The following is a 13,778-nucleotide window of genomic DNA, read 5'->3' on the forward strand; positions in this document are numbered from 1 at the left end:
ATGAAATAAATGTATCAGAATTAATACAGATTTAATTATAAAAAAATGTGGAAATTTGCAATTTATGACTGTATAATGTTGAAAATAATGTAGGAATGTTGATTAATGTGTAAGCCGAAAGGCGGATAGGAGGAATAATGTCTGTAAAATATGTATTTGTAACAGGTGGTGTAGTTTCAGGTCTTGGTAAAGGAATCACAGCAGCTTCACTCGGTAGATTATTAAAAGCACGTGGATTTAAGGTGACTATGCAGAAGTTCGACCCATATATTAACATTGACCCGGGAACAATGAACCCAATACAGCACGGTGAAGTATTCGTAACAGATGATGGTGCGGAGACTGACCTTGACCTTGGGCATTATGAAAGATTTATTGATGAAAGTCTTAATAAGAATTCTAATGTAACAACAGGTAAGGTATACTGGTCTGTATTACAGAAGGAACGCCGTGGCGATTTTGGTGGAGGAACAGTTCAGGTAATTCCTCATATAACTAATGAAATAAAGAGCCGTTTTTATAGAGATTATTCAACTGATGAAACTAAGATTGCAATTATCGAGGTTGGTGGAACAGTAGGTGATATCGAATCACAGCCATTCTTAGAGGCAATCAGACAGTTCCAGCACGAAGTTGGACACGAAAATGCTATTCTTATACACGTTACACTTATTCCTTATCTTAAGGCTTCAGGCGAGATGAAGACAAAGCCTACTCAGGCAAGTGTTAAGGAATTACAGGGAATGGGTATTCAGCCAGATATCTTAGTATGCCGTACAGAGCACCCACTTGAACCTGGTATTAAGGATAAGATTGCATTATTCTGTAACGTGCCAAAGACACACGTATTACAAAATCTTGATGTTGAGATACTTTACGATGCACCACTTGCTATGGAAGAAGAACATCTTGCACAGGTAGCCTGCGAATGTCTAGAGCTTGATTGTCCAGAACCAGATTTAGATGAGTGGAGAGCTATGTGCAAGGCTTGGAAAAATCCAACTAAGAAGGTTACAGTTGCATTAGTAGGTAAATATATACAGCTTCACGATGCTTATATTTCAGTAGTTGAGGCATTAAAGCACGGCGGTGTATATAATTCTGCTGATGTCACAATCAAATGGATTGACTCAGAGACAGTTACTAAGGATAATGCCGCTGAATTATTATCAGATGTATCAGGTATTCTTGTACCAGGTGGATTCGGTGACAGAGGTGTAGAAGGAAAGATTCAGGCTATAAAATATGCAAGAGAGAATAACGTGCCATTCTTAGGTCTGTGCCTTGGAATGCAGCTTGCAATCGTAGAATTTGCAAGAGACGTTCTTGGATATGAAGATGCGCACAGTGTTGAGTTAAAGCCAGATACAACACATCCAGTAATTCACCTTATGCCAGATCAGGAAGGTATTGACGATATCGGTGGAACTTTAAGACTTGGTTCATACCCTTGTGTGCTTGCCAAGGATTCTAAGGCATATGAATTATATGGCGAAGAAACTATTAATGAAAGACATAGACACAGATATGAAGTAAATAATGACTACAGAAAAGTTCTTGTTGAAAATGGTATGCAGCTTTCAGGTATTTCACCAGACGGAAGAATTGTTGAGATGATAGAGATTAAGGAGCACCCTTGGTTCTTAGCAACACAGGCTCACCCAGAATTAAAGTCAAGACCTAACAGACCACATCCATTATTCAGAGGATTTATTGGCGCGGCACTTGAGTATCAGGAAAAGAATAACTAAGAGCGTGGCAATGAGAATTTGTGAGCAAAGGAAAGAAAATATATTAATTTGAGAATAATAAAAAAGTCCACAGTTGGAAATTTGATTTCTGGCTGTGGACTTTTTATGTGCGGTGAACTTTTGAAAATTGGACAATAAATTTAATATCAAAAAATGTCACGTTTTAATATTGATTTCGTTATATTAATAAAGAGAAACTTATACGTTGATTACATACGAAACTTAAGGAAAAAGATGGAAATAAATAAAAAAGCTAAAATGGAGCAATTATATTCCCTTTATGAGTCAGCCGTCTATGCTATTGCATATTCAATATTGAATAATGTTGAGCAGGCAGAAGATGTAACACAGGATACATTTTTAAAGATATATTCTTATCTTGATGATATAGAAGAAGTTGGCTCTAAGAGAACGAAAGCATTTATAACAAAGATAGTAAAAAACACAGCTATAGATATATATAGAAAAAATCAAAAAATATCAACATACAGTGAGAACATTGAAGATACTATGAGCGAGGATACAGACCCTGCCAATATAGTAGAAAGACAGCTTGTAACATTATATAAGCTTGATGCACTTGATAGTGCAATGTCTGATATTTCTGATTATCTGCGTAAGATTATTACAATGAGATATGGCTATGAATTAAAGATGACGGAAATAGCGGATATATTAGGAAAAGATAGCGCAACAATAAGAAAACAGATGGAAAGAGCTAGAAAATATCTTGCGGAAAAGTTAGAAAATGTAACGGAGGATATAAGATGACTGATAACAAAAACATTTTTACCAATAATAAAAAAAGTGATAGTCAGAATGTTAAAGATAATCTGCTTATAGATGAATTGGATACTTACAGTGATTATGTACACGAATTTTCAGATAGTTACAAGAATAGAAAAGAAGAATTTCTTAGAAGTCTGGAAAGTGTAAATGAACATAAAGCAACAGGCAAAGAAAATACTGTAATAAAAAATTTTAATAATAATAGAAAAATAAGTTCAATAAGAAGTATTAAGAGGGTATTTACAAGAAAATATGACAGGATTGCGGCTGCGGTAATATTAGCAATGATATTAATTCCGTGTACAGTATTAGCGGCAGAGAAGATAGTTAGTTACTATAATATTAATATTAAAAAGACTGGAAATTACAGCTATGATTTAGGCTTGAGAAAAGACAGCGATTATAATGCAAATACTAAATTCCATACAAATGTAAAAATAAATTTCAATACAGATTTAAGTGGTTACGATATAGAAACAGATGGAAGCAATTATAAACTTTCGTATGCAGGAAATGATAATTTAAAAGATAAAAATATATCGGTAATGCTTATAGGACTTAATGATAATGAAGATATACAGCTTAAATACATAACTGATGTAAAAGAAACAGAATACAGTGATAAGAAAATAGTATGGTTTACGCATAGTTATGGGGAAAATGCTGTAAATACTAATAATGGTAATTATATTAATGATATATTTGCAGTATATAGTGATTATGGATATGCAATAGAGATAAAAGCACAGAATAATACATCAGAAGATTTATTACAGGAATTAGTTAAAAATATTGAACTTGTGGAATGTGATGAAAGTGAAGCGGCACAGGCTAATTACAGGATATATAGGGATGAGTATGTGAAGGAAGATAATGAGGACATATATGCAGGTGAGTATACTGATATAAATTATAAATTAAATGATAAATTTAATATGCCGGATATGGATATGTATAGCAGTAATAAGCTTGAATATACAGTTAATAATTATACAGTTATAAGTTCAATACAAGATTTGGAAGACAGTCTGATTAATGAAGAAAACAATAATATATCAGATAAGAGTAACTGGATTTCATCAGAATTATTAGGTGAATTAATTAATGAGGATGGAACATTTATTAAATATAAAAGACCTGTAACTTATAATATGGGCGATGGAGTGAGCACACTTAATTCATATTATGAAGCAGAAACTATATCAACAAGATTGGTATTAGTGGATATAAGTGTTGAGAATACAAGTGATGAGTATATACAGAATGTAAGACTTATACCTCAGATATGTAGTCTGTACAGACATAATGGAAAGCTTATGATACCAAGGGAGTGTTATTCTAATAGCTTTGTTAATAGTGAGGGATATCCATTGTGTGTAATGTTTAAGTCTTCATTGGGAATAGTCAGAGATGCACAAAGTGTTAATAGAACAAGTGTTAATCCTAATGAAAACATACATATAATAGCGGGATATCTTGTAGATGAGGACAGGCTTGATGATATGCTTTTATTTTATAATTCGTATGGAAGTCTGGCATACGGAAAAGGAAAGCTGGCGAGTATTAAGCTCAAATAAAATAAGAAACAGTCGTAGAAAGGAGGGGGGAAGGCTTGTATAGCTGATGTTATACAAGCCTGTAGAGTATATGAAGAAGTATATAGTGTGTGTAACTGTGGTAATGCTTATTATGTTGTGTGGATGTAATAAGCAGAAAGCTACAGATATAGTTATAGATAATTCCAGATATTCACAGACAACAAAAGCTGACAATCCGTACAAAGACCAGCAATCAGAAAGCACAACAGAAAATTCACTTACAAGTATGGAAGCAAATGCAGTTGAACATTATGGTGGTGTGTATAAATGTAATGACAGTGTGAATATTTCAGATTTTGAAATAACGGTTCAGAAAGTAATAATAGATAAGACTTATGATGAAATAGAACTGGAAGCATCACAATATTTTAAGACAGAGTGGATACAGAAAGGTTCACTTAGTAATTATAATTCGGAGAATATGAGCCTTGTGTATGTGTATATAAAAGTAAAGAATATTGCCAGCAATACAGCAGAGTGTCCAATAGGAATGGCAAGCATAGGCAATTATTATGATGATAATAAATATTACCGTTTATCTGAATGTGCGGCAATATATCCATCTTCATATGAAAGGACAACACATTGTTTATATGATGATATAAATGCAGGTGAAGAAAAAGTATATATTGTTTTATTTAAGGTGCTAGACAACTATACAGACAATGATGGCAGTTATAGTCAGTTGCTTATAAATCCTTGTCTTGAATTAGAAATAAATCCAGCTACTCAAGGAAAAAAAGCACCATTAGTAATATTGGATAATATATCAAGAGAGTGAATAGGAATTCCTGATTAATTATAGAAAGGAACAAAACTATGAGGATAGGTGCATTGTTAAGGATAGAAGTGGAAAGAGCTTTTAAAAGCAGGATGTTTTGGCTTATGTTGTTGTTGGGAATTGTAATAACAGGAATAGAATTTGTTATAGCTCCGTTAAGATACAGTAAAGATATAATAGGTACATTTGATGGAAGCATAGGAAATACTATCAATACAGTGTTTAATTCGTGGTTTTTCTCATTGCAGAAAAATGCAATTCCGCTTAGACAGTTATATATTATGATAATGCCGCTTATGGCAGTATTCGCATATGGTTATAGTGCAGTTTCTGATATAAAGAGTGGGTATATAGAAAATATATATACCAGAATTGATAAAAAATATTACCTTATAGTTAAATGTGTGGTTTCACATATAGCTGGAGGAATAGTTGTTGTAGTTCCGTTGTTGATGAATTTGATAGCCTGTTCAATAATACTACCTTCGGTAAAAATGCAGGCAGTAGTTGGATTTTATGAACCACGGGGATTTAGTCTTTTATCAGGCGTATCATATACACATCCGTATATTTATATATTTATTGAATTGATGATTATATTTTTGTATACAGGCTTATTTACCACTTTTAGTGTTATGTTAAGCCAGATAGTTCCAGTGTATTTTATAACAATGATATTTCCATTTCTTCTTAATTATTTTTGCTATATAATTCAGGGATTTTTTAATTTAGAAAAATATAATCCTATCAGAATAATGACAGTTGGGTATTCATATAATAACACTTTATTGAACCTGATTATTGAATACATAATAATATGCGGCATTACATTTGCTGTATATATGTATAGGGGGATGCATAATGAAGTTTTATAAGAATTTTAAATTAAACCGCAAGGTTAAGTTGATTGCTATAGGTATTTGCATAGCTATAATGATATTTGTGTGGGCAGTCAATTATATTAAGATAAATGCGGCATTTCCAGAAGCGCAAGAAGTTATTTACACCTGTGAAGAAGCCTTGGAAGTTGAAGGACTTAGAATTGAACTTGAGGAAAGTGAACTTATGGACAATACGCAGCAGACAATAACAAAGTTCACAGATGAGAATATAATAACAAAACTGAAAAAAAGTAAAAAAGATTATAAATATATATATGTAAGGCTTAATGTATGCAACCAGTCAGATGAAGATAAGAATATTGAGGCATTAATTTATAATTTTGTTATGGAATGTATGCCATCTGGATGGAGTAACGGAGCAAGCAGTGAGTGTAATAAGGTCAACTTAAAGCCGGGGGAAAGTACAGATATAAAGATGGCATATGCTCTTAATGTGCCTGAAAATGCTGATATATCAAAAGAGGAATTTCATCTTGTATATCGTACATATCCTCAAAAAATTATGTTTGTGTTAAATATATAAAGTGGGTAGATGAATATAAATATGTTATTGAGGAAAAACAGTCTTAGAACATCAGAATATGAGATGAAATTAAGAAAAGAAACATTGATTTTATGTGAAATTCTTATAATTGCCGCATTTATTTATACATATATAATGTATGGAATTAGCCGTCCGGACAAAGGAGAGGTATGTATATATGATAATATTTTATATAGTGAATATTATGGTTTTGAAATGATACTGCTTATTTTTTTGTCAGTTATAATTCAGGCAGATTTAAGAAGCAGTCATAGGTGTGCAGTTATTATCCGTTATAAAAGCATAAGACATTATTGGAATAATATTTGCAAAAATATAACGGCAAAATGTATGGAAATGACAAGTATTCTTCTGATTAATATTATTGGGTTATGCATTATATTAAAAATATTTAATGTGCATATTAAAATATGTAACTGGGATATGGAGAATAGTAGATTTAGATTTGTATCCGGTTATACTATGGAAAAATGTCCATCTGTATATGAAATGGCTGTATATTTAAGTGTGCAGATATTTTCAATATTGTTTATAACAGTTATTATTTCGCAGATTGTATATTGGATAAGCAGTAATAAAAGTCTTGGAATGTTGGCTTCAATTATATGGGTATGTCTTGACAGATATACATATTTGACCAAGGTGTTGTTTAGCAGAATTACAATGATGCCTGGACAGATGGTTAGAAAATATGGTATTGGACCAGTAAGGTGTCTTTTATATCCTGTCCTGCTGTGTTTGATAATATATATAATTTCACTGCGTATTGTGCAAAAAAAAGATATTATGTATAAGGAATAATGATATGGTTTTATTAGATATCAAAGAGGGAATATTACAGAAGTTTTATAAATATATTGTTATAATTGTTATAACCCTATTAATCTCAGTTATGTACATATATACATATAATAATTTGATACAGGAAGGGAAAATAGATAATACAGGTTTTACAATAGCCGACATATGGATATATTGTTTCAGGGGAAAGCTGATAGAAGTATCCAACGGAATAGCGGAACTGCCATCAGTTGTATATCTTTTATTTCAGTTAATTATAGCATTTATTATAGGCGATTATGCAAGGGAAGATTATGACAGCAGGGCAAGATATATAATAGTTAGAACAAAGAGCAGAATAAGCTGGATTGCTGGAAAGATGGTCTGGGTATGGTGTGCTTTATCAACGGTATATTTGTGTATGCTTGCTACGCTTGAATTAGTCTGCATAATAAATTTACAGGGTAATATTGGCTGTGCTATTAATACAGAACTTGCATACAGGATTACAGGTGTTGAATTAGCGAATAACTGTAATACATCGGTTGTATTTTTAAAGCTATTGTTAATGTCATATATAACTTCATTGGCATTGGGAAGTTTACAGTTAATGGTATCATTTATAATTAATTCAGAAGTAGGATATATGATGGTAGTTATGGTAGTTATATTATCTGCATATATCAGAAATGCTTTGTGCATAGGCAATGCTTTTATGTATGTTAATACATCTTATATTTCAGGTGGAATAATAAATCCATTGCATATTATAGTTGTAAGCTGTCTTGTTATTATGATAAGCAATATTATATTGATTAAAAAGTTCAAGCGGATAGATATATTTTAAAATCTTAATAAAAAATAAATAGTATGAAACCTTTTATTAAAGGTTGATTTATAAATATTCCTTCTTTATAATGGGTATTGTCTGTTAATGTAAGTTATCAGACGATGAGAGTATAAAGAACTAGGAATGGAGAAGCCGAATGGATAATTACAACAACGGTAATAATTACGGTGGTGGTAATAATAACAACAGGAATAATGGTGGCGGCAATAATAACAATAATAAAAAGCCTAAGAACACCAGTCTTATTGTCTTTATTATAATTGCTGCGGTTATTACATTTATTGGAATAACAATGCTTAACAATCTCGTAAAGAATGCTACTTATAAGGAGATAACTTATAATGAGTTCATAGAGATGGTTAATAATGATGAAGTAAAGAGCGTTGCACTTGAACAGGATAGAATTCTTATTACACCAGTTGACAGTGCAGGGGATACTCCGGAAGCGAACAAGTTAGGCTACACATACTATACAGGATATGTTAATGATGACACACTTGTTCCATTACTCAAGAGAAAAGGTATTGAATTCTCAGGTTATATACCAGATTCTAATTCATCAATAGTAGAATTTCTGGTTGCATATGTATTACCATTCTTATTCATATATGTAATATTTGCCTTTGTATATAGAAGAATATCCAAAGGCGGCGGTATGATGGGCGGCATGGGTGTCGGCAAGAATAACGCTAAGGTATATGTACAGAAGAAGACAGGTGTTACATTTAAAGATGTAGCAGGACAGGATGAGGCGAAGGAGTCGCTTACAGAGATAGTGGATTTTCTTCATAATCCAGATAAGTATTCAAAGATTGGTGCCAAGCTTCCAAAGGGTGCTCTTTTAGTAGGTCCTCCGGGAACTGGTAAGACACTTCTTGCAAAGGCAGTAGCTGGTGAGGCTAATGTACCATTCTTCTCACTTGCAGGTTCAGATTTTGTTGAGATGTTCGTAGGTGTTGGTGCTTCACGAGTAAGAGACCTTTTTAAAGAAGCTACCAAGCAGGCACCTTGTATCATATTCATAGATGAGATTGATGCTATTGGTAAGAGCCGTGATTCAAGATATGGCGGCGGTAATGACGAAAGAGAACAGACACTTAACCAGTTATTAGCAGAGATGGATGGTTTCGATTCATCAAAGGGTATATTTATACTTGCGGCTACTAACAGACCAGAAGTTCTTGATAAGGCGTTACTTAGACCAGGCCGTCTTGACAGAAGAGTTATAGTTGACAAGCCAGACCTTAAGGGACGTATTGAAACACTTAAAGTACATTCTAAAGATGTGCTTATGGACGATACAGTTAATTTTGAAGAAATCGGACTTGCAACAAGTGGTGCAGTAGGTTCAGATCTTGCCAATATGATTAATGAAGCTGCTATCGCTGCAGTTAAGGCAGGAAGAAAGTATGTATCACAGAAAGATTTATTTGAGGCAGTTGAAGTTGTCATAGCTGGTAAAGAGAAGAAAGATCGGGTGCTCAGCAAGGAAGAGAAGCAGACAGTTGCTTACCACGAGGTAGGACACGCACTTGTTACAGCTTTAAAGAAAGACTCAGAGCCAGTACAGAAGATTACTATTGTACCAAGAACTATGGGTTCATTAGGTTATGTAATGCAGGTTCCAGAAGAAGAAAAGTACTTACAGAACAAAGATGAGCTTATGGCAAGACTTGTAACTTTAGTTGCTGGACGTGCGGCAGAGGAGATTGTCTTTGGCAAAGTTACAACAGGGGCTGCTAACGATATAGAAAAGGCTACCAAGATAGCCAAGGCTATGATTACACAGTATGGTATGTCAGACAGATTCGGACTTATGAATCTGGCAACAGTTGATGACCCTTACCTTAATGGTAATGCAAGACTTGACTGTTCTGATGAAACAGCTGCACAGATTGATGAAGAAGTCAAGAATATGTTAAAGGAATGTTATGAGGAAGCTAAGCAGCTTCTTATAGAGAACAGAGATGTCCTTGACAAGATTGCCCATTATCTTTATGATCACGAAACAATTACAGGTAAGGAATTTATGAAGATATTCCGCGAGGTCAAAGGTATTCCAGAACCAGTTGACACAACAGGTTTTACACATTCTGAAAAGGTTGCCGAGAGTGTAACATTCAATGAAGATGGAAGTTATTCATCTACACTTAGCGGACCTGCAGAAAGTGATATATGGAAGGGAATAGGAGATGCATCTTCTGATACAGCTTCATCCGGAGCAGATAATAAAGATACTGCGAAGAGCACTATTAACGAAGAAAATCCAGATATATTTAATAACAGCAATAATGAGTAACATACAATTATAATAGAATAATAAAGCATATAAGCTGATGTATATAAGCAGCAGGAAGATATTGGAAATTCATAATATCTTCCTGCTGTTTTTAATATTAATATATAGTATAAGCTACGGAACAATTTATTTTATATAAATAAATTAAAAATTTTAAAATATATAAACATAGACTTATAGTTCATCAGGCTATATAATTAAATACATAAAAGTTATGTAAGATTAGTAGAGTATATGATTAAAAACATTGATAAATATATAAAAGGATATATACAGACATCAGGCAGAAATACTTAAGAGTGTATTTATTAAAGAGTGGGGGAAAAATGAAAAGTAATAATATAATTAGTTATTTAAAATTAGTTATATGTATATTGTCTGTCATAGTATCAGCAGGGCTTATGGCGTGCAGTAATATACATAATAACGGCTCTAAGAGTTCAAGTAATGATTTAAAGCCTCTTATAATAGGCAGTGATAATTATGTGCCTTACAGTTATCTTGACAGTGATGGCAACTTTACAGGAATTGATGTTGAGATAGCAAGAGAGGCTTGCAGGCGTATGGGTTATACGCCAGTATTCAAGCAGATTGTATGGGATAACAAAGACATATATCTTAAAGAGGGAGCGGTAGACTGCCTGTGGGGCTGTTTTACAATGACCGGCAGGGAGGATAAGTACAACTGGGCTGGTCCATATATGTACAGCCGTCAGATAGTAGTTGTCAATAAAGACAGCGGGATAGAAAACCTTGATGATCTTAACGGCAAAAGAGTGGCGGTGCAGGTAACTTCCAAGCCGGAGTACATACTATCCAATACGAATACGCCGCAGGTTGGTGTGCTGTACAGTATGTCAACGATGGAAGAATTATATGCTAGTATGAGAAAAGGTTATGTTGATGCCATAGCAGGTCACGAAAATGCTATGAAAGTATTTGTACAGTCCAATGAGGAACATTTTGGTGTGCTTCGGGAAGAATTAAGTATGTCAGAGCTGGGAATTGCATTTTCACTTGATAATGACAGTGGAATTGATAAGAAGCTTACAGGGGTGCTTAATGAAATGAGGGCTGATGGCACAATACAGAGCATAGCAGAGAAATATGGGGTTGACGTTAGTATGGCAGTATGGGGGAACTAATGGAAGATAAGAGTAGAATATGGGGCATATCAGATGTTAAAGCATTTTTGATTTCAATAATTACAGGATTTATACTGTTGACAATAGTAGCTGTTATATTTACCGAAATAAGCAATGAAACGGTTAATAAGACAGCAGACAGGGTGCTGGATTTTGTGCAGACAAGAGTTAATACATATGAATACTTTATACAGAATGATAAAGTGAAAAGCTTGTACAGGCTTTCTGATAAGACACAGGAATTAGTAAGGTGTATGCAGTATGAAGATGATATTGATACATTTTTAGATGAATATATGTATAACCAGAGACTTGACGGAATAGTTGTTCTTGACGGAGAGGGTGAATGTGAATATTGCAGGGGAATGGAATATACGGATATTGATTCAGTTATAGACGACAGTAATGTAAAAGATGTCATTGAACACCCACAGAAGGTATATATAACAAGAGTTAATGCCAGGTCAGGGAGCATAACATATACCGAAAGCCAGAATGAGGAGTTTTCCGATATTGCTGTAGCGGCAAGAAAAGATACAAAAGGTGCAGTTATTACATATGTGAAGAAGGAAAGCTATGATAATAGTGGAGATATAAGCATTGACAGGCTCATATCAGGTTTTGAGTTTGATATGGATGGGATTGTATATATATCAGATGAGGACAAGGTGCTTAATTCCAATGACGAGGAGCTTCAGGGGCTTGATATGAAGGCACTGAGGCAAAGATATGATGGAGCTTGGGAAGAAAATGATAATGGTATTATAGCTGTACCATACAAAAATGATTATTACTATGGCAAGAGAAAGCAGATAGAGAATTATACAATATATGCGTTCTTTGCGGATAAGCAGGTATATTCTTTAAGAAACAGGGCGGTTGCTGCTGCATTATTTGTTTATATTGCGGTAATAGGTGTTGTCATGTTTGTAAGACAGCTTGTTATTGCCAAGGACGAAAGCAAAATGCAGCTACAGGAAATGGAATATAAAAGACAGCTTCTACAGGCGGCAGAGCAGGAGAAACGTGCCAATATTGCAAAGACAGATTTTCTAAGGCGAATGAGCCACGATATAAGAACACCTATTAATGGAATAAGAGGAATGGTCGATATATGCAGGTTCAATCTTGGCAACAGGGAAAAGGAAGAAGAATGTCTTGATAAGATTATGTCAGCCTCAGGCTTTTTATTAGATCTTGTAAATGATGTTCTTGATATGAATAAGCTTGAGTCGGGGGAGATTGCCATTAAAGAAGAACCATTTGAGCTTACGAAGATTATTAATGAGGTCAGCAGTGTTATTGAGACACAGGCAGATGAACAGTGTATCGATTATTCAGTTGACAGAGGTAGTATAGAATATGACAATCTGATAGGCAGTTCGCTTCATTTAAGGCAGATATTACAGAATATATTATCCAATGCGATTAAATATAATGTGCAGAATGGCTCTGTAAGATTTTTTTATAGTGAAAATGCAGCTGATGACGATACAGTTAAGGTTACTTTCATATGTGAAGACACCGGAATAGGAATGAGCGAAGAATTCCAGCAGATAGCTTTTGAGCCATTTGCACAGGAGAGCAGCAATGCAAGAACAGCTTATAAAGGAACCGGGCTTGGACTTGCAATAACCAAGAGGTTTATTGAGATAATGGGTGGAGAAATTGAATTTATTAGCAGACAGAATGTTGGAACAGAGTTTACAATAATATTACCATTCAAAATTAACCGTAACGTGACTGAAGCTAAGAATAGTAAATATGATGCACAGATGTCAATTGAAGGGCTTAAAGTGCTGGTTGCAGAAGACAACGAGATGAATATGGAGATTGTAAGCTTTATTCTTGATAATGCGGGTGCAAGGACTGTTGGAGTAAGCAATGGCAGGGAAGCACTGGATACATATATGAATTCAGATGCTAATGAGTATGATGTTATACTCCTTGATATAATGATGCCGGTTATGGACGGCTTGGAAACCGCAGAGAAGATAAGAAAGTCAGGAAGAGAAGATGCGGGTACTGTAATAATTATAGCGATGAGTGCCAACGCATTCTATGATGATATAGAACGGAGCATTAAAGCTGGTATGAATACACATATAGCAAAGCCAATAGATGCTGATGAATTAGTTAATATAATTGCCAGACAGGCAGGCAGATAATAGATGTGACACTAAGAGAATGATAATAACTAAATATATGCGTATAACATCCGTGTAAATAATTAGCAGTAATACATATATATTATTTTGTGATATAGACGATTATTGGTAAATGTTCACACGGATTTTATGCAATGTATTACAAAAAATACATCAAAACCTAAAAATTTC

The 13,778-nt window shown here is 34.0% G+C and carries 11 protein-coding genes; all 11 read left to right on the forward strand.

Annotation, left to right across the window (positions count from 1 at the left end; genetic code table 11):
* Positions 1 to 137 precede the first annotated feature (137 nt).
* Positions 138 to 1,751, forward strand: coding sequence for a CTP synthase (pyrG, locus tag WMO14_RS05545; RefSeq protein WP_022501968.1), 1,614 nt, complete (start codon positions 138 to 140; stop codon positions 1,749 to 1,751).
* Between the two features lie 234 nt (positions 1,752 to 1,985).
* A complete protein-coding gene (locus WMO14_RS05550; RefSeq protein ID WP_055306244.1) occupies positions 1,986 to 2,522 on the forward strand; it encodes an RNA polymerase sigma factor in 537 nt (178 codons plus the stop codon).
* Positions 2,519 to 4,117, forward strand: a complete 1,599-nt coding sequence (locus WMO14_RS05555) for a hypothetical protein (RefSeq protein WP_055306243.1) — start codon at positions 2,519 to 2,521, stop codon at positions 4,115 to 4,117. Before WMO14_RS05550 ends, WMO14_RS05555 begins: the two co-directional genes overlap by 4 nt.
* Positions 4,118 to 4,163: 46 nt before the next feature.
* Positions 4,164 to 4,919 (forward strand): hypothetical protein, encoded by a 756-nt coding sequence (locus WMO14_RS05560; protein WP_349153426.1) that lies wholly within the window; start codon positions 4,164 to 4,166, stop codon positions 4,917 to 4,919.
* Between the two features lie 38 nt (positions 4,920 to 4,957).
* Positions 4,958 to 5,794: a hypothetical protein gene (locus WMO14_RS05565; protein ID WP_055306241.1), complete on the forward strand. Its 837-nt coding sequence runs from the start codon at positions 4,958 to 4,960 to the stop codon at positions 5,792 to 5,794.
* Positions 5,781 to 6,344: a hypothetical protein gene (locus WMO14_RS05570; RefSeq protein ID WP_055306240.1), complete on the forward strand. Its 564-nt coding sequence runs from the start codon at positions 5,781 to 5,783 to the stop codon at positions 6,342 to 6,344. The genes WMO14_RS05565 and WMO14_RS05570 overlap by 14 nt, the downstream gene beginning before the upstream one ends.
* Before the next feature lie 21 nt (positions 6,345 to 6,365).
* A complete protein-coding gene (locus WMO14_RS05575; RefSeq protein ID WP_349153427.1) occupies positions 6,366 to 7,166 on the forward strand; it encodes a hypothetical protein in 801 nt (266 codons plus the stop codon).
* 4 nt (positions 7,167 to 7,170) lie between these two features.
* The gene (locus WMO14_RS05580; protein ID WP_055306238.1) at positions 7,171 to 7,992 is read left to right on the forward strand and encodes a DUF2705 family protein; all 822 of its coding nucleotides are present in this window, start codon (positions 7,171 to 7,173) and stop codon (positions 7,990 to 7,992) included.
* A 139-nt stretch (positions 7,993 to 8,131) separates the two neighbouring features.
* Complete coding sequence (ftsH, locus tag WMO14_RS05585; protein ID WP_082437072.1) at positions 8,132 to 10,294, forward strand: ATP-dependent zinc metalloprotease FtsH; 2,163 nt, start codon at positions 8,132 to 8,134, stop codon at positions 10,292 to 10,294.
* Between the two features lie 326 nt (positions 10,295 to 10,620).
* A complete protein-coding gene (locus WMO14_RS05590) occupies positions 10,621 to 11,439 on the forward strand; it encodes a substrate-binding periplasmic protein (RefSeq protein WP_349153428.1) in 819 nt (272 codons plus the stop codon).
* On the forward strand, positions 11,439 to 13,607 hold the full coding sequence (locus WMO14_RS05595) for a hybrid sensor histidine kinase/response regulator (RefSeq protein ID WP_349153429.1): 2,169 nt from the start codon (positions 11,439 to 11,441) through the stop codon (positions 13,605 to 13,607). Before WMO14_RS05590 ends, WMO14_RS05595 begins: the two co-directional genes overlap by 1 nt.
* Positions 13,608 to 13,778 lie beyond the last annotated feature (171 nt).

The sequence above is a fragment of the Lachnospira rogosae (ex Hitch et al. 2025) genome, assembly GCF_040096455.1.
GTDB lineage: Bacteria > Bacillota > Clostridia > Lachnospirales > Lachnospiraceae > Lachnospira > Lachnospira rogosae.